This is a genomic window from Methanolacinia paynteri (genome assembly GCF_000784355.1).
GTDB lineage: Archaea > Halobacteriota > Methanomicrobia > Methanomicrobiales > Methanomicrobiaceae > Methanolacinia > Methanolacinia paynteri.
Window position 1 is genome coordinate 12,147 of record NZ_KN360926.1, and the last position, 17,400, is coordinate 29,546.

A 17,400-nucleotide genomic window follows, 5' to 3' on the forward strand; every position below is an offset into this window, starting at 1 on the left:
ACTGCTGTTAGAAGATTGTATTAAAAGAAGAAAAATGTTAAGAAAGGTTAAGTATGGGGGATTATTCAAGGAGAATGTCCAGAGCTTCGTCCTTGTATGATTCCATAACGTACGGTATTCCCGATACTTCCGAGGCTTCGGGTGTCAATGCCATAAGATCGTTTCTGGAAATTGAATTCAGGCTGAAATTGCGGCTTCCTGCCATGATCTGCTGCATGCCGGTTCTGAAGCGCTGAGCATATGTGTATATGCCGACTGCTCCGAGCGGGATCTCGTCGATTCTTCCGTCGTATTTTTCTTTGAGCTCCTGGTAAGATACGAAGATCTCCTCAATCTTTGTGCCGTACTTGGAAACTGTCTTCGGGAGTTCGTCTTTCTCGAGCCATTTCCCGATATTCTTTCCGACCATTCCGGGGATCATGAGTGCACGGCCCATACAGACTGCCTTGAAGTACGGTGCACCCATACAGAGTGCCTTGAAGGCGTTTGCTTCGTCTGCGAATCCGCCGGCGATGGCGAGATCGGGTACGCGGTACCCCTTCTTCTCGAGTTTTGTTGCGAATTCGTATGCAAGTGACTGTAGATAGAATGTCGGAATACCCCATTCGTTCATCATCGGCCACGGGCTCATTCCGGTTCCGCCGGGTGCGCCGTCGATCGTAAGAAGGTCGATCTTTGCTTCCGATGAATAGCGGATCGCCATTGCAAGCTCCTTCATCGAATATGCGCCTGTCTTAAGAGTGACCCTCTTGAAACCGATATCACGGAGACGGTCGACTTCTTCGAGGAATCCTTCCTTTGTTACGAATCCAAGACGGGAATGGCGCTCAAACTCTTTGATTGCCCCGTCTTCAAAGGCCTTCTGGATGTCGTGGCGTGTCGGGTCTGGAAGAACTATATATCCACGCTCTTTGAGTTCAGTCGCTCTTGAGAGTGAGCGAACTTTGATCTCACCGCCGATACATTTTGCTCCCTGTCCCCACTTGAGTTCGAGAGTTTCAAGATTGTGCTTGCTCGAGACATATTCGGCTGTTCCGAGCCTGGTGTCCTCGACGTTCATCTGGACGAGGATCTCTCCGTAACCTTCGTGGAACTTCTTGTAGGTCTCGATTCTCCTGTCCATCTCGGGTGATTCTATGACCTTGCCCTTGTTGTCGCGTTTAAGATCGGGGTCTACACCGCACACGTTTTCACCGCATACAAGTGTAATTCCCGATATTGCGGCGCCTACTGCAAAGTGCTCCCAGTTTATGCGGGCGATATCGGTCGATCCGAGTGCACCGGTAAAGATCGGAACCCTCATCGGTACTTTGATATCCCATCCGTATTCGGTTTCAGTGTTGACATCTTCAAAAACCGCAGTGTCGGGATCTGCACTGACTCCTTCCGGCAGCCCGTTGGCGCCTACTGCATATCCGTGTATGTTAAGATGCGAATAATCGATCGGGTAGTCTTTATCCGCTCCTGCGGTTACTTCGCCGAAGGGTCCCGGGTACAGTACTTCACGTCCCCTGAAAGAGGACAGCCAGATGTCACAGTTGCCTTTGCATCCGTCAACACATCTCGAGCACATGCCTGACATAGGTACGACATTTCTTGAACGGTTCGATGTGTGTACAGCTTCATTTGCATTTGGTGTCTTTAGATTCGCCATAGTTTACCTCTGGATTTTCGTATAGCAGGAATATAACCTCTGAATACAACTAAACCTGCGATAAGTATACCTTAAACTTTCAGGATTTCTAGTTTTCCCTGAAAAAAGCATGTTTTAGCATGCACCATCACTCATGCTTTTCACGAGTGCATACAAACATCTTCTTTCTGACGCTTATAAATTTTTCTATATAGATTATTGTAATGGGGAAATTGCAAAATATCATTCTATAGTTTGTGGGGAAACAAAAAAAATTAGTAGAATTTAATCCCTACATCTTTCATATTGTTGTATTTCGCGATATTGAGTATCAGGGGGGTGATGCTCTCGATGATAGAAGAAGACTCGAGCGGGCCTGCATCATATGCGGTAAGTTCCGATACCTCTTCTACAAGGCCCATAACGATCTGCTTTGATTGAAGGTCATCGCCACATACTGCGACCGAATAATCCAGAACTTCATCGAGTTTCTTCCATTTTTGCGCTGAGATGTTGTTGAAAGCTCCTACGATCTTTGCACTCTCCGGAAGCATTTTTTTAATTGCAAGCGCTGCCGAGCCTTCCTCCGGAGGGTCATAGTAGAAATGATCTGTTTTTCCAATCGGGTTAACCGGAGTTACTACTATCTTGTCTTCAAAACCTGTCAGGGATTTTATCGTTGATTCAAGGTGCCTGTAATTGACGGATATGACGACGATATCGCCCATGTCGACAGCATCCTGGTTGGTTACTCCCTGGCAGTGGGCATTTATGCCCTTTTCCGAAAGGGCTTTGATCATGCATTCACTTGTCTCGCATGCCTTGTCCTTGTCGCGTGAACCGATGTAGATCTCGTGATTCTGTGAAAGGCGATGTGCAAGCCCCTCACCAATGTCGCCCGTACCTCCGATAATGCCAATCTTCATGATAATTCCTGAATATGGTTGTATTTGAGAATATGATAATATTTCTCTATTTAACTGAGAACACTGATTGTTATCGAAGTTTGGCGAAAAAATCCCTGTGATATTTTGAGAAAAAAATTAATTGTCGATTTGTTTAAGAATATTTTCCATTACTTCGTCGACATGCTTCCATGTGACTTTGTTCTGTTCGCTCCCGTCTCTTTTCAGGATGAACGGCTTTCCTTCGTCGCCTGCGATTCTCATATCAGGATCGATCGGAATGCTCCCGAGGTATGGAACGTTGAGCTCTTTTGCAGCTTTTTCTCCGCCGCCTCTTCCGAAGAGATCGATTACATCGCCGCAGTGCGGGCAGACCAGTCCGCTCATATTCTCGATAATTCCAAGAACCTTCAGTCCAAGTTTTTCAATAAACTTAACGGACTTTGAAGAGTCGAGAATTGCAACATCCTGTGGTGTTGTCACGATTACGGCACCTGCAATATTCGGGGCCAGCTGGGCGACCGAAAGTGCTTCATCCCCGGTTCCCGGCGGAAGATCAACTACCAGATAATCAAGTTCTCCCCAGTTGACATCTTCAAGGAACTGCTTTATGGCAGTATTCTTCATAGCGCCCCTCCAGACAACAGGGCTTGATGTATCGGGCAGGAGGAATGCCATCGAAACTACACCCAGCTTTCCTGAGACCTTTACCGGTTCTATGGTCTTTCCGTCATACGATCCGAGCTTCTGGTCCTCGATTCCGAGCATTTTCGGGATGTTGGGGCCATGAATATCCAAATCGGCAAGGCCCGTGTTGTATCCCTTGTTCGAAAGCGCCATTGCAAGATTTGTTGCTACAGTACTCTTTCCGACTCCTCCCTTCCCGCTCAGGACAAGGATAACGTTCTTTACGTTCATCTGGACTTTGGGCTGAATTCCTGAAGCCGCTTTCTGGGGATCATTGCAGTTTGTAGCTGAAGGACATGATGAACACTGCCCGTCGCATGATGATTGTTCTGTCTTCTCTGTCATTATAATTCCACTCCATATATCAGAATAATGAATGTTTTTATTCAGAATCCATAAAGCTATCAATTTTGCCAGATGTTTCAATTGTTTTTGAATCTACGGCAGAATAATATTTTGGATTCTTTCATTCGCATGTCATGCAATTCCTGTTGTTCAAAAGGATCGTAATTAAGGAATTGCACTTTTTATAGTGATGTAATTCAGAATTTCAGAATTGCAGGAATTTTTAATTTAAAGAGGTTCTATTTCGGCTTTCTGGTAATCTGGTTTACTTTCTGGACGCAGCGGCATATATCGCAAATCGTAACTGAACCTTCGCCGGTTATCACTCCGTCGGCCCACGACTCGATAATGTCATCCAGATCCATGCTAATATAGATCTCTCCGGACCCGCGCTTTCTGCTCATGTACTGGGACACTGCTGCCCTCGATATGCCCATCCATTTTGCCACCTTTGCCTGGGATATGCCTTTTTCTTCGACGAGGCGGCAGACAAGTTCTGCACGGAGTTGCGGAAGATAATTTCTAACCACCTCGTCACAGGTCATTATATCACAGAGGGGCAGGTTCATACCGTAGCCACATCCGGAGAATCTCCAAGTTCTGGCACTTCTTTCTTCTGGTAAAGAACCTGCCTTGCGTCACGGAAGTTGAACTTCTCGATGATAAGGCCCTTCTCCTTTAAGCGCTTCAATGCATAGCGTATAGTACGGGGTGCTATGTCGGCTTCGTTCGTCATGTCCTTAAACGTTCGCGGCTTTCCGTCATCAAGCACCCTCATTAGGATCCTTGCGGAGGGCGGAAGCCCAGTCTTGTTCACAGCGTTAACAACTACCATGATACATAGTTAACGCTGTTAACATATATAATTTTCGTAGATCCAAGGGGTTATTAAATTAATCAAATTAACAAATCCAAAAAAATAAACACAATTTTATAATTATTATCTGCCTGTGTAACACTGAATAATTCCTTTATACACCTCTACGGATTTTTTCAGCTCTTCAATAGAAACCGCCTCATTTACACCATGCAGCGTATTGATCTCCCCCGGTCCGTATTCTATGACATTGAATCCGTTTCGCCTCAGGAATCTCGCATCCGTGGCCGCCCATTGTACAAAAGGAGACGGGATATCTTTGTACACCTTTTGGATATTCTGAAGAGCTATTTTGACAATATCGGAATTTTCATCCGTATACGTCGGCCAAGAGAATTCTTTTGCCGTTATCCTGTCATTAGTGCATATAGAACTCAGTTCTTCGAGAAGTTCCTCCGGACTGCATCCCCATGGGATTCTCATTTCAAGTTCGAGACAGCATTTCTGTGCAACGATGTTTATCCTCTCCCCGCCCCTGATAAGTCCGGGGTTGTACGTTACCTTCTTCAAAATGTTTTCAACGGAAGTAATGCCTGTCGCTTTCCCAATAATTTTTCCGGATTCCTTAATAATGCAGTCGAATTCTTCTGAAACAGGATAGGTTCTCCTGTTTATTTCTCTTATGTGGCAGACGAATTCAAGTGCTTTTTCTATCGAACTGACTCCGACTTCCGGATAAAGTGAACCGTGTCCCGGTTCTCCTGTGAACTCGATCCTCATTCTAAGAATTCCTTTCTGCCCTATAGACGGGTGAAGAGACGGAGTACATTCTGCAATGAGACAATCGCAGGGCTGTAAAAGACCTTCCTTGATCAGGTGTCTGGTCCCGGACGGTCCGCCGGACTCTTCGTCGCAGACGAAACAGAGATTGGCAGGGACATCCCGGTTTTCTATCCACTTATCAATAAATGCCGTTATTAGTGCAGCACAACCGCCCTTCATATCCGCAGTGCCGCGGCCGAAGATGTACCCGTCGACGATCTTAGCCGAGAAGGGATCATACTCCCATCCTTCTGGCATGGCAGGAACCACATCGACGTGGCCGAGGAGGAGAAGCGGACGGTTTTGAAGAACTGTCTGGATATTGCTCTTCCCACAGGGAAGATCCGTTCTAAAAAACGGAATATCAAAATTCTCAAAAATGGTTTGTATATAATCGATAACTGCCGATGTATCGCCCGGAGGGTTCTCACTATCAATCCTTACAAGCTCCGAGCATAATTCTACAACATCGGGTCTTTCGTTCATTTTTTAGTCGCCATGAATTCATTGAAGAGTTGATCGAGCGAGGCGCCTTTGTAGATACTCTTGATGAAATCTTTCGAGAAGAACTCCTCGATCCAGACAAGGAACTGGTTTGTGGTTGTGGGCTGGTTGCTGCCCGGATCGATTGAGATCCTGAAACTCCTGTATCCTGCAGGAGTAGAGTTGTCGTAGATCTCTCTCCACAGCGAAGGGAGTGAACTAAACTTTTCAGGATGATTCTCTTTCAGCCAGTTGATAAATTCGGGGAAAAATGCCCGTTCTCCTTTCTTCTCCTCATCGATCCTCCACCTGAGATATTCCATATTCATCTTGTTCCTGACATTGTGGTAATTATATGCCAGGATGCAGACCGAGAAGTCGATATGTGCTATTGCATCGATAAAGTAGAAGTATAAAACCTGGTTGAAATCCCCGACGGATTCCAGGACAAGAGATTTGCTGTATAAAACATCCAGAACATGGTGGTATTCATTCTTTTCAAGAAGCATATCTACCAGTTGGATTACAATTCAAAAATATTTTTGCAAATGAGCATTCTATTTGAAGAAAGGTTCCCTCGCATCGACTGCAGCCCTGAAGAGGTCTTCCATCTCCTTTCCGCGTTTTCCCCTTATGTCGATGTGATTGTCGTTCCTGAGAAGGCACGGTTTCAGGAAACCATCCGATGTAATCCTGAGCCGGTTGCAGTGCCCACAGAATTCGTTGTTATGCATCGGTTTTACAATCTCTATCTCGGCTCCTTCGAGGCAGTATTTCTTCCGGTGATGCATCCTTCTTGTAATTATGGTCCTTGACCTGGTCTCCAGATCCTCCTCCAGCTTATTTATGTCAAATCCCCCGCATTCGCCACTGCTGAAATCCATCAGTTCGATAAACTGCAGTACCAGGTTTTCTTTTGTTTTTGCAAATTCAATAAAATCATCGATCTCGGTGTCATTGATCCCTTTTAGCAGGACTACATTCAGTTTTACAGGGGTAAGACCTTCAGCAATTGCCGCGTCGATACCGGCGAGAACTTTGTCGAGAGAATCGACACCGCTTATCTCTTTATAGCGTTCCCGGCTCAGGCTGTCTATACTGATGTTGACCCTTGACAGGCCGGCCTCTTTTAGGTCATGTGCGCAACCCGCAAGAAGAGTGCCGTTTGTAGTAAGTGAAGACTGCATGCTTTCCGGGATCATGGAGATGATCTCGCAGATATCCTTCCTGAGAAGAGGCTCTCCGCCGGTCAGCTTCACGCTGTTTATATTGAAGAGTTCCGCGACCCTGAAGATCTCGCGAAGATCCTCTATCGGGATCTCCCCGCCAGATTTTTTCTCTCCCTCCCGGTGGCAGTATGAACATTTCAGGTTGCACTTAGGAGTAAGGCTTATCCTGAGGTTGGTAACCGGCCTGTTATAGCGATCAATCAGGTGCTCCATTGTATCCCCTGAAATTTTTTGCAATGATATATGTCTCAGTGCTTCCCCTGCGTGACGCCGTTGTCCTGTAGACCTTCACGGAATAGAAAGATCCCCTGATATCGTTCAGCAGTTCCGGGAACATCTCTCCCTGGAAGGATTTTATGACAAAGTTTCCGCCTTGTTTAAGGACTCTGCGGGCGAACTCAAATGCTTCCTGATTGAGTCCTATAGCTCTTGCCTGATCGTATGATTTGCTTCCGGAAAGTTTGGGAGATGCGTCGCATACCACTACATTAACCTCGTGAATATGCGAGATGATCTTTTCCTGTATCTTTTCAGTTGTGAAATCTCCTGTTATCTGTATTGTATTCTCTATTGGGGCGATTGGATTCAGATCGACGCCTACAATAGCTCCTGAAGTCATATCGCGCAGCACCTGCATCCAGCTTCCGGGTGCAGCACCGAGATCTACGACATTGTCGTCATCCCTGATTATGGCGAACCGCTTCTGGATATCGAGAAGCTTGTATGCGGCCCTTGAACGATAGCCTTCGGATCTGGATTTATTGTAATATTTGTCCTTTCCCCACTGAGATCCCATAATTCTCCTGATTAAAGTATAATTTAAATTTTGTCAGCACTTCATATAAATCATTCAATATGTGCATAGTGAAAGTGCATGGCATATCGCCATACTTTTTTAACGCTTTTTTCATATCGAATCCGATCTTTTACACGAAAACCAATCAAAATATATTTCTCTTCTCTGCCTAATTTAAGAATAATATAATAAATGTACGGATAAACACTATATGTTTAATCTTAACATTCAGGATTACGGGGTAGAATATGTTAAAAGCAGCAATTAACACTGGTATCTTTAAGGAATTAATAGATGTAATGGCCGCAATGGTTACGGAATGCCGCATGCACGTCAGCTCTGAAGGCTTCAAGATGCGTGCCGTAGATACGGCCAACGTTGCAATGGTATCCCTCGAACTCTCATCCAATGCATTTACTTCTTACAATGCAACGGAGAACGAGATCGGGGTTGACATCAACAAGATGAAGAATATCGTCGCAATGATGGAAAGAGATGAGATCCTTTCTCTTGAGCTCCCTGAAGGAGGCCATAAGATGGAGATGTCTTTTTCGGGCTATAAATACTCCATCGCGCTTCTGGATGTGAATACGGTACGCAAGGATCCGAACCCCCCGTCTATAAGCCTTCCGGGAAAGGTCGTAATATCGGGTACAGCGCTTAATAATTCGATCAAAGCAGCCGCACTCGTCTCGGATAAGATCGCATTCGGTATAAATCCCGACAAGGGAGTCTTCTATATGGAGGCAGACGGGGATATGGATCACATCTATTATGAGCTTGCGAAAGAGGATCTCGTCTCGTTTATCCCGGCAGAGGCAAGATCTCTGTTCTCACTGGATTACCTGAAGGACCTTGGAAGGGTTATGGGCAAATCCGATCAGGTCGAGATTCATATCGGTGTGGATCACCCTGTTAAATTCGTATTCAGCATCGCAGACGGAAAAGGGCATGTAGAATATCTTCTTGCACCGCGTATTGAAGCTGACTGAAGATGCCGGTTGAGCTCGACAAGAAAGACCTTGCAAAATATCCTTTTTTAAAAGAAGCCCAGAAACTTGTCGGCGAAAGTGGTTACTCTATCGATTCTCTTATCGGTAAAAAATCCTTCATTGTCAAAAAAGGCGCTGAAAGGGTTGAGAAAGCAATAAAATTCGACTACAACTTCGATGATGTCCGGCTCGATATGGCCGAGTGGGAGATCTTGTCATATGCATTCGCAAGGATCCTGATCTCATGCCTGAGCGAGAGGAATCTTATCGGTCGTTTATGCCGCTATGAATCTGAAAGGGCCTCTTTTTTTCTCCAGGCTGAAGTGCCGGATAAAAAAAATTACATAGCCTCTGTAGTCGGCCTTAATCCTGACGAGAACCAGATCCCTGTCATCGAATATATCGGTCTCTGCACGACCCTGCACGATTCGAAATGGAGGCTGATAAACAGGGATGTCGGCTCAGGTTTTGTAAAGATCGATAAGAGCGAATATGATGAACTGATAAAAGAGAGAATCCGGGCGATGCTCGAGGATCAGCTCCCCCTTAAGGTGGGTGAAGAGATCTGCGGCATGCTCAAATCCCTTACTGACGAACTTTCCGCCGGCTACCAGGAGATGCTCCTGGAACAGTTCGGGGAAGTGGATGAAGACTCCTTCCCTCCGTGCATGAAGGCAATAATAAACGCGGTTACCGAAGGAACGAATATTCCTCACACCGCCCGGTTTTCACTCACGGCATTCATGCATGTAATCGGTATGGACAGCACCCAGATCGTTGAGGTCTATACACGCGCCCCTGATTTCGATGTGGAAAAGACGATGTACCAGGTCGAGCATATCTCGGGCAGCGGGGGAACCGAGTATACTCCCCCGTCGTGTCCGACCATGAAGACATACGGATTATGCGTAAACAGGGATTCTTATTGCAAAAATATCAGCCATCCTTTGTCATATTACAGGGCAAGAAAGAAGGCCCAGAAGAATAATCCTGCAGATAATGAGGAAAAACCTCAGAGCAGTCAAAATAAAGAAGAGAATTCCTGATCTTTTATTGAGCCTTATAGGTATTGCTGATTAAATATCCGCCTGCGCTCATGCATGCCATGAATAATATGAGGGCGAGAAGTGTTGCATATCCTGCCGGCAAAACCATCGGAAGGGCAAATACTGCAAGTATTAACACGATAAGGCTTGCTGCAGCAACAGATACATCCAGTACGACCGAATTCATGAATACATATTGGTAAATTCCCTTTATTAATGATAGGTAGGAATTCCCGTCATCTCATTTCCGGCGACCTCTCATGAAATAAAGTATAATGACCATATAATTATCATGGGCCCGGACGGAAAAGAGAAAGTAATCGGAGCGGTTCAAAAGGCAGTCGGAAAGATCTCGGAATATATGAACTCCAAACTGATACCGGAAGTCGGAATGAACATAGGGTTCGCGATTCCCGATGCGACGTCAGTAAGTGATGTTGCAGCGGTGGAGGGAAGAATCGTCAGAAAAGGAGATGCCGTATTTCCGGTAGGAGACGTTAAGATGGGTGCAAGCGATCATGTTGCACGGATAATAATAACGGCAATGAAATACGATCCTGAAATGAGGGCCGCAGCAAACGTCCGGTATTCCGATGCGATTCTTAAGGTACTGGAAGATATGCCGCTTGAAATCCGGTCGTTCGACCGGGGCAGAGAACCTGCGGGTGTCAGCACCATGGACTGGGGTGTTGCCTCGTGCTGCAGTGAGGACGACGTGCCCGACGTAATCTATGACATGGGGGCAGTCGGAAAAGAGCCTATGATACGAATTCTCGGTGAAGATCCTGCCTCTGTCGTCAATAATATTCTTATGCTCTCAGAACGCATAAATGATAAAATATTGTAGGTAGAGTAAATGGCAATTAAACCGACATACATCAAAGCGACAAGTCTTGAACTTCTTGAGAAGCACGGAGACAAATTTACAGGAAGTTTCGACGAGAACAAACTGGCAGTATCCGAAGTTGCAATCATAAGCTCAAAGCGTGTCCGCAACAGAATTGCAGGCGCAGTGACGAGAAAAGTTAATAGAAGAAAAAACATATAAATCCTCATGTTTGAGGGTGTTTATCCGGCACTAATTACTCCTTTTAGGGATAACCTGAACCGGGATCTCGATCTTGACGGGTTATCTTCCAATATTGAATTCCTGATTTCAGAAGGAGTTCATGGAATTGTCCCATGCGGCTCCACCGGCGAATCGGCAACGCTTACTTTTGAGGAGCATGAGAAAGTAACCTCAAAGGCTATCGATACGGCAAACGGCAGGGTGCCTGTGCTTGCCGGAACCGGCTCCAATAACACCGTGGAAGCGGTCAGGTTTACCAAAGCTGCAAAGGACCAGGGAGCTGACGGTGTCCTTGTTCTCAGCCCGTATTACAATAAGCCCAACAGGTCCGGGCTTGTCAAGCATTACAACACGCTTGCCGATCTGGATATACCGGTAGTCGTCTATAATGTGCCCGGAAGAACGGGACAGAATCTTCCTGCCGATCTTATAATCGAGCTGGCGGAAAACCCGAACATAGTAGGGATCAAAGAGGCATCCGGCGATCTCTCGCAGATGTCAAGGATCATCGAGGGAACCATCGATATGGATTTTGATGTGATCTCCGGTGACGACATGCTGACACTTCCCCTTCTTGCCATCGGCGGGACAGGGGTCATAAGCGTGGCCGCAAATGTCGAGCCAGGCCGTATGGTTTCCATGTACGAAAACTTCATGGCAGGAGACCTTGAGGCCGCCCGAAAGATCCATTTCGAGATGGGCCCTCTCTTCAGGGGGATGTTCATAGAGACGAACCCGATACCTGTAAAGAAGGCCGTCGGACTCCGGGGGATGGCGGCAGGCCCATTAAGGCTCCCTCTTGACGATCTTGAGGAAGAGAAGGTTAATTCATTGAAGGAGGTTCTGAACCTTTATGATTAAAGTTGCAATATGCGGCGCCCTCGGAAGGATGGGGCAGACTATAGGAAAGATGGTCGATGAATCTGACGACCTGGAGCTTGTAGGCGGGATAGATGTAAAAGCAGGCAGTACTTTTGGTGTTGAAGTTTTTCCGTCCACGGAGATTGAAAAGTTCCTTGAGGAGAAGAAACCTGATGTCCTTGTAGACTTCACGATCGCATCCGCTGCAGTTGGGAATATCCGTGCCGCCTCGAAACACAAAGTAGCGCTTGTAGTCGGGACCACGGGATTTACTCCCGAACAGCGCAGTGAGATCAATTCAATGATCGAAGGGAATGTTCCCGCCGTGATATCCAGCAATTTCAGTGTTGGGGTCAATATCTTCTGGAAACTTGTGAGGGAAGCTGCGAAGAGGCTTGGCGATTACGATATCGAAGTCATCGAGGCCCATCACCATTTCAAAAAGGATGCACCCAGCGGAACCGCGAACACGATAATCGATATCATCAAACAGGAAGTCGGCGACAGGGAGGAAATGTACGGCCGGAAGGGCATGGTCGGAGAGAGAGGCAACGAGATCGGAGTTCATGTCATCCGCGGCGGCGATATCGTAGGTGACCATTCCGTTCTTTTCGCGGGCAACAATGAAGTGATCGAACTCTCTCACAGGGCCTCTGATCGCGCAGTGTTTGCGCACGGCGTATTAAGATCAATAAGATGGGTCTATGGAAAGAGTCCTGCCGTTTATTCGATGAACGACGTGCTTAATCTTTGAATAATAATGCATTTTTTTCATTGATAACAATCGAAACTTTATTTTTCTTTAATTGGCATACTTTCTTCGAGGTTTTTAAAAATGGTAGCAGTTGTAGACGCTGATAAATGCACAGGCTGTGAAACCTGCGTAGATGTCTGTCCTTCAGAAGCAATTCATATGGAGGATGGCATTGCCGTCGTTGACGCTGATGCATGTGTAGATTGTGAATCCTGTGTGGATGAGTGCCCTGCAGAGGCAATCCACATGGAGTAAAAAAGGAAAATAATCCTTTTATACTTAAGTTAACCTATCCTTTTCTAATCCATGATCAATGTAGGAGTACTTGGTGCGACCGGGGCTGTAGGTCAGAGGTTTGTTCAGCTTCTTTCCGATCATCCGTGGTTTAACCTGCAGACACTAACCGCCTCTGAAAGAAGTGCGGGCAAAAGGTACTGTGATGCCGTCAACTGGCGGCTTGATGAACCGTTCCCGGAAAGTGCAGGAGAAATAATTGTTAAAGATACTACTGTGGACTGTGTAAAAGATCTCGACCTGGTCTTTTCCGCGCTTCCCGCCGACCTTGCCGGAGGGCTGGAGACCGCCATTGCAGATGCGGGCGTTGGCGTTTTCAGCAATGCCTCCTCCCACAGGATGGACGCGGATGTTCCTCTTGTCGTGCCCGAAGTAAATCCCGATCATCTCGGCCTGATTGATGTCCAGCGTGACAGGGGCCGTGACGGTTTCATCGTTACGAACCCTAACTGTTCGACAATTGTCATGGTAATGGCGTTAAATCCGATCAGGAACCGCAGCTTCAGCGATGTCCGTGTCGCAACGATGCAGGCAATCTCGGGAGCAGGCTTTCAGGGAGTCTCGGCGATGGAGATCTATGACAACGTCGTTCCTTACATCGGTTCAGAGGAAAAAAAGATGGAGACGGAGCCCCTGAAGATCATGGGGCGCCTGGACGGGTCAGTTATACAAAATGCCGGATTTTCCGTCAGCGCCAGCTGCCACAGGGTTCCTGTAATAGATGGCCACACGCTGGCTATATGGGCGGATGTTAAAGAGGAGCCCGATCTGATAAAGGACGATTTCAGAAATTACAGGGCGCCTTTCTCAGGTCTTCCGACCCAGCCGGCCGAATCCGTTCATTTCTTCGATAAAGAGCAGGATCGCCCGCAGCCCAGGCTCGATCGCCGCCGCGGGGATGGTATGACCGTCTCTGTAGGTCGTGTGCGCGAGGGATTAAGATTTATAGCTATGGGCCATAATACCATACGTGGAGCAGCCGGAGCTTCGGTAATGAATGCGGAACTGGCCGTCAGCAAAAAAGTTCTCTGAAGAGGAGATGGTTACAGTGTCAGACAACACAGTGTTCGTAGGAAACAAACCTGTTATGAACTATGTTCTTGCAGTAGTGACGCAGTTCAATCAGGGTGCAGAGGAAGTATCGGTAAAGGCGAGAGGGAAGGCGATTTCCAGGGCTGTGGATACGGCGGAGATCGCCCTGAACAGATTTCTTGAAAATGTGCAGAAATCTGATATTCTGACCTCTACTGAGATTGTAGATACTGAAAGCGGTAAGACCAATGTCTCAAGCATTGAAATTACCTTAAAAAGGATTTAATCCTCTTTTTAACTTTTGACCATAAAGACTATATTGCCTGATTGATTACATTTACTGATGAAAAAATTGCTTCCGGTTGTGGTCATACTATTCGCCGTATTTCTCGTGTCTCCTGTAATGGCGAATGAAACTATGGGCCGTTATAGTTATATTCAGGTGGAATCGGTAGCAATTGATGTAATAGATCTGGATAAAGCCACATTCAATGTTACTTACCAGGTGGATGACAATGTGGATTTCCTTGTATTGCTACTCGGAAAAAATGATTTAAAACAAAAATTATGCGAAATATTCGATCTTGATAGTTGCAGTTTTGAATCTGTCGGGATGAACCATGCGAGTTTTGCTTCAGATATTCATTCATATAATTACGGGGAAGGAACGTACTGGTTCCCTGAAATGACCTTCAAAACGGAGATACCCAACCTGACCATAAAAGCGCAGGATAGTTCCAAGACATTTGATTCGGTACAGGAGTTCCCCGGCATCGGGTACTTCTACGAAGTTCCTTAATCTCTTTTTCAATATTATAGTTTGAACAGATGCGTTTATACATCCATATCTCTATGGAAGTCCTTCAGAGGGCTCAGTCAGGTATTCTAAAAAGTCCTGCATTAACTCCTGTTTAATTCTTCACAGATATCTTTAGATTGCACAATACAGCGAATAAGAAATATGGGCGATATGTTTCTCTTATCTGTATTATTGTCCTGATGTAAACTTTGACCTCCGGGTCAGGCATAACTACAGTTTCGACACTATGTTATCCGGAATTAAACAAAAAAAAATGATCCGCGAACACAGTTTATCAATTTTGAAATCCTGGCATAGAAACCAAAATCTGTTTGAGTAGCATGTTTGCCCACATCCTCATGGAAGAAGGTAAATCAAATAACCTGCTATTGATCCCAAAATAATCAGATGAAATAAAAAAAATTAGAATGCTTTATTCTTATCAGATGCTTTTTCTGTTGTTTTATTATTCAATGAAAGTTTTTTTGTCCATTTTGTTACATATTTCTGGAGATAAATTCCGAATCCTGCACAGATCAGGCCTCCTAGGGTGGTATATATGATTAATTTAATGCTATTGCCTCCAAGGACCGGGAAATCAATATCCATACTTATTGCAATAGTGTAGACACATGCGCCGTAAGCAATAATTCCGATTGCCAGGACAAAGAAAGGAATTGCTATAAATCTTCCCAGAGACTTGATCTCATTGAGGAATATATCGATTATTTTTCCGATTGAAGCTATGAGTGCAGATGCCGTGAAGTACCATATGGCTCCATATACAAACAGGAGGGCATAGAGAAGGATTCCCTGGTCGGATGAATACCATTCCAGAAGGGTTGTAAGTCCGATAATTATTCCCATTATACCAATGAATATTGCTGCAATATATGTAACAAAGGTAAATTTCCCGCCGAAAAATGACGATTGCAGGGATCTAAGTGTAATTTCAAAGTAATCGTCGATTCCATACCCCTTAAATAAAAGATACAGCCCCAGCACGCCAACTACAATGACGACTGCGATACCGGGGTACCCGAGCAATACTGAAACAGCATAAAGAAGCATTGCCAGACCTACTGGCACCAGAATTGTTTTGGCAATTTCCGGGTCGTCGAACAGTTTTTTGACGATGTAATATGTGCCTTCGAGGTTCGGCATCTGTTTTACTATTACTCTCTGTACACTTTTTACATCAACCGTGGACTGTATTACAGGTAGGATAAATTCGTCTTCCGCACCGTCGGTGACCAGAATGCATTCGTTGATCTCGAAATCCCATACGATCTTCCCGAGATCGTGAGAGATTCTCCTGTCGCCTTCAAGCATATTGGTATGGCTTCCGCCGATGACTGCGATATAAACGTCTTCGCCTTTACCCTTTAATTCATCATATGTTTTTATTCCCTGGAATATCGCATTAACGTCAGAATCTTCGGGATCTGCTATTGCGAGTTTTTCGGCAGTATTCAGGCATTCCTCCCTTCCTACGGGTGGAGATGTCACTCCTGCTTTAAACCCTATATCGTCGTCCCGATCGACACAAAGTATCAGTGTCCTGATGTTTTCCATCTATTTAGAAATCAATTCGGAGGTATAAATAAGTGCCTGATATTTTTAGAAAAAAAGAGTGATTTAAAGTAATTTTGCACGCTGGAGGAGCAATATATCGTCTGTCGTAAGTTTTTCTCCGCTTCTGAACTGCTGGAAGACCTGCTCTGCCTCTTTGCGTACTGCCTTCTGCTCTTTCGTGACTTTTGTCTTCTTTGTTTTCTTTCTGAGTCCGCCGATAACCTTATCGAAGTCCCTGATCTCCTTCTGGCAGGCGATGAACTTCTGGTGTTCTTCATCCGCCTGTTCCTGGGCCTCTACGAATTTCTTGTGGGACTCGTCTGCCGCTTCCCTGGATTTGTCGGCCTTCCGGTAGCATTCCACCATGATGTCATGGTATTTCTGCGCAAGTTCTGCACTTTCGGTTACCTTGTCATGGAGGTCGGATGCTGTCTTGCGGAGGTCGCGGGCTTCCTGAAGCTTGACATGGATCTCTTTGTTCTGCTCAAATTCGTCTTCCTGTTCCCGGATCTGGGATTTGAGCTGTTCAATTTTTTCGATTATCTCGCGTTCCTTCTCTTTGGTGAGGACACGGGTCTGCTGATCTGTTTCAAGTTTGTCGATCTGCTTGTGAAGATCTTTTATACCGCGGTTTTTGCTTACAGGTCCGTGCTCTTTTTTGTATTTGTCGATATCTTCAAAGAGAGCGTTTGCCTTTTCGTTAAGGACATTTCTTTCGTCCTTAAGCCTGTGGACGTCCTTGTTGGCTTCATCACGGAGATCTTTGTTCTTCTGGGCTTCATCGACAAATTCGCGTGTCTGGCCGTTCAGCTGATTTCTCTCCCGTGCAAAGGTGCTTGCGAGAGCATTTAATTCATTTCTTTTTTCTTTGTGTTCTTCCGAGTCGGCAAGAACTTTCTTTCTTTTCTCAATCAGTTCATTTAACATGGTAAACTCAATCCTTAAACCAGTCTGCATTAATCCTGAAATCGATTATGCATAGCTGATGTCTTTGGAAAGTGAGTCTAAGATTAACGAAGCAAAAGTCATTTTCCGGAAAATAATCCGTGTTCATCAAGCTTTTCGTTGTTCAACTCCCTGTCCATCAGAATCATCAAGAGATTCTGCATTATTCAGCTATGTGATCCATGTTTGGATTACACAGTTATCTCTCTATTATGAGAATTAGTGATTAATAAATGTTATGTAAATATGTGCCTTTGGTTCAGAATAGAAATTATCTGTCTGCCTGCCAAAAATAAATATTGCCGGGTTGAAACTC

General features: G+C 45.4%; 22 protein-coding genes. 10 read left to right on the top strand and 12 right to left on the bottom strand.

From position 1 onward, the window contains the following. Nucleotides 1-61: 61 nt before the first annotated feature. The 9 genes from METPAY_RS02465 to METPAY_RS02505 form a co-directional block, all read right to left on the bottom strand. Nucleotides 62-1,654 (bottom strand): FMN-binding glutamate synthase family protein, encoded by a 1,593-nt coding sequence (locus METPAY_RS02465; protein WP_048148822.1) that lies wholly within the window; start codon nucleotides 1,652-1,654, stop codon nucleotides 62-64. 254 nt (nucleotides 1,655-1,908) lie between these two features. Next, nucleotides 1,909-2,559 (bottom strand): NADPH-dependent F420 reductase, encoded by a 651-nt coding sequence (gene npdG, locus METPAY_RS02470; protein WP_048148823.1) that lies wholly within the window; start codon nucleotides 2,557-2,559, stop codon nucleotides 1,909-1,911. A gap of 117 nt (nucleotides 2,560-2,676) precedes the next feature. After that, nucleotides 2,677-3,570 (bottom strand): Mrp/NBP35 family ATP-binding protein, encoded by an 894-nt coding sequence (locus METPAY_RS02475; RefSeq protein WP_048148825.1) that lies wholly within the window; start codon nucleotides 3,568-3,570, stop codon nucleotides 2,677-2,679. A 239-nt stretch (nucleotides 3,571-3,809) separates the two neighbouring features. Then, complete coding sequence (locus METPAY_RS02480) at nucleotides 3,810-4,139, bottom strand: transcriptional regulator (protein WP_048148827.1); 330 nt, start codon at nucleotides 4,137-4,139, stop codon at nucleotides 3,810-3,812. Then, entirely contained in the window at nucleotides 4,136-4,405 is a 270-nt protein-coding gene (locus METPAY_RS02485; RefSeq protein WP_048148828.1) for a MarR family transcriptional regulator, read from the bottom strand. Before METPAY_RS02485 ends, METPAY_RS02480 begins: the two co-directional genes overlap by 4 nt. Before the next feature lie 105 nt (nucleotides 4,406-4,510). Further along, a complete protein-coding gene (locus METPAY_RS02490; RefSeq protein ID WP_048148830.1) occupies nucleotides 4,511-5,695 on the bottom strand; it encodes an ArgE/DapE family deacylase in 1,185 nt (394 codons plus the stop codon). Next, on the bottom strand, nucleotides 5,692-6,201 hold the full coding sequence (locus tag METPAY_RS02495) for a hypothetical protein (protein WP_048148832.1): 510 nt from the start codon (nucleotides 6,199-6,201) through the stop codon (nucleotides 5,692-5,694). The genes METPAY_RS02490 and METPAY_RS02495 overlap by 4 nt, the downstream gene beginning before the upstream one ends. A 48-nt stretch (nucleotides 6,202-6,249) precedes the next feature. Continuing rightward, nucleotides 6,250-7,134, bottom strand: a complete 885-nt coding sequence (gene moaA, locus METPAY_RS02500; protein WP_048148834.1) for a GTP 3',8-cyclase MoaA — start codon at nucleotides 7,132-7,134, stop codon at nucleotides 6,250-6,252. Further along, the gene (locus METPAY_RS02505; protein ID WP_048148836.1) at nucleotides 7,118-7,717 is read right to left on the bottom strand and encodes an RlmE family RNA methyltransferase; all 600 of its coding nucleotides are present in this window, start codon (nucleotides 7,715-7,717) and stop codon (nucleotides 7,118-7,120) included. Before METPAY_RS02505 ends, moaA begins: the two co-directional genes overlap by 17 nt. A 248-nt stretch (nucleotides 7,718-7,965) precedes the next feature. On the opposite strand from METPAY_RS02505, the gene METPAY_RS02510 reads away from it, so the two are divergent. Both METPAY_RS02510 and METPAY_RS02515 read left to right on the top strand, forming a co-directional pair. Then, nucleotides 7,966-8,709 (top strand): DNA polymerase sliding clamp, encoded by a 744-nt coding sequence (locus METPAY_RS02510; protein WP_013329219.1) that lies wholly within the window; start codon nucleotides 7,966-7,968, stop codon nucleotides 8,707-8,709. Nucleotides 8,710-8,711: 2 nt separating this feature from the next. Then, nucleotides 8,712-9,755: a DNA primase large subunit PriL gene (locus tag METPAY_RS02515; RefSeq protein WP_048148838.1), complete on the top strand. Its 1,044-nt coding sequence runs from the start codon at nucleotides 8,712-8,714 to the stop codon at nucleotides 9,753-9,755. A 4-nt stretch (nucleotides 9,756-9,759) separates the two neighbouring features. Here METPAY_RS02515 and METPAY_RS14560 read toward each other — a convergent pair whose 3' ends face one another. Then, complete coding sequence (locus METPAY_RS14560; protein WP_013329221.1) at nucleotides 9,760-9,942, bottom strand: hypothetical protein; 183 nt, start codon at nucleotides 9,940-9,942, stop codon at nucleotides 9,760-9,762. Between the two features lie 105 nt (nucleotides 9,943-10,047). Between METPAY_RS14560 and METPAY_RS02525 the strand changes: the two genes are divergently transcribed. The 8 genes from METPAY_RS02525 to METPAY_RS02555 all read left to right on the top strand — a co-directional run bounded on the left by METPAY_RS02525 (nucleotide 10,048) and on the right by METPAY_RS02555 (nucleotide 14,564). Then, entirely contained in the window at nucleotides 10,048-10,602 is a 555-nt protein-coding gene (locus METPAY_RS02525) for a thiamine-phosphate synthase family protein (protein ID WP_048148842.1), read from the top strand. A gap of 9 nt (nucleotides 10,603-10,611) precedes the next feature. Continuing rightward, nucleotides 10,612-10,803: a 30S ribosomal protein S17e gene (locus tag METPAY_RS02530; RefSeq protein WP_013329223.1), complete on the top strand. Its 192-nt coding sequence runs from the start codon at nucleotides 10,612-10,614 to the stop codon at nucleotides 10,801-10,803. A 6-nt stretch (nucleotides 10,804-10,809) separates the two neighbouring features. Beyond that, nucleotides 10,810-11,685, top strand: coding sequence for a 4-hydroxy-tetrahydrodipicolinate synthase (dapA, locus tag METPAY_RS02535; RefSeq protein WP_048148843.1), 876 nt, complete (start codon nucleotides 10,810-10,812; stop codon nucleotides 11,683-11,685). After that, complete coding sequence (dapB, locus tag METPAY_RS02540) at nucleotides 11,678-12,439, top strand: 4-hydroxy-tetrahydrodipicolinate reductase (RefSeq protein ID WP_048148845.1); 762 nt, start codon at nucleotides 11,678-11,680, stop codon at nucleotides 12,437-12,439. The genes dapA and dapB overlap by 8 nt, the downstream gene beginning before the upstream one ends. An 81-nt stretch (nucleotides 12,440-12,520) precedes the next feature. Further along, the gene (locus METPAY_RS14565; RefSeq protein ID WP_084600658.1) at nucleotides 12,521-12,694 is read left to right on the top strand and encodes an indolepyruvate ferredoxin oxidoreductase subunit alpha; all 174 of its coding nucleotides are present in this window, start codon (nucleotides 12,521-12,523) and stop codon (nucleotides 12,692-12,694) included. Between the two features lie 51 nt (nucleotides 12,695-12,745). Beyond that, nucleotides 12,746-13,765: an aspartate-semialdehyde dehydrogenase gene (gene asd, locus METPAY_RS02545; RefSeq protein WP_048148847.1), complete on the top strand. Its 1,020-nt coding sequence runs from the start codon at nucleotides 12,746-12,748 to the stop codon at nucleotides 13,763-13,765. Between the two features lie 7 nt (nucleotides 13,766-13,772). Next, nucleotides 13,773-14,051 carry a DNA-binding protein Alba gene (gene albA / locus METPAY_RS02550; RefSeq protein WP_048131029.1) on the top strand — a complete coding sequence of 93 codons (279 nt, stop codon included), beginning with the start codon at nucleotides 13,773-13,775 and terminating at the stop codon, nucleotides 14,049-14,051. Between the two features lie 57 nt (nucleotides 14,052-14,108). Further along, nucleotides 14,109-14,564 carry a hypothetical protein gene (locus METPAY_RS02555; RefSeq protein WP_052418624.1) on the top strand — a complete coding sequence of 152 codons (456 nt, stop codon included), beginning with the start codon at nucleotides 14,109-14,111 and terminating at the stop codon, nucleotides 14,562-14,564. A 423-nt stretch (nucleotides 14,565-14,987) separates the two neighbouring features. Here METPAY_RS02555 and METPAY_RS02560 read toward each other — a convergent pair whose 3' ends face one another. Both METPAY_RS02560 and METPAY_RS02565 read right to left on the bottom strand, forming a co-directional pair. After that, a complete protein-coding gene (locus METPAY_RS02560; protein ID WP_048148849.1) occupies nucleotides 14,988-16,139 on the bottom strand; it encodes a DUF373 family protein in 1,152 nt (383 codons plus the stop codon). 63 nt (nucleotides 16,140-16,202) lie between these two features. Further along, nucleotides 16,203-17,066, bottom strand: a complete 864-nt coding sequence (locus METPAY_RS02565) for a coiled-coil protein (RefSeq protein ID WP_048148853.1) — start codon at nucleotides 17,064-17,066, stop codon at nucleotides 16,203-16,205. Nucleotides 17,067-17,400 lie beyond the last annotated feature (334 nt).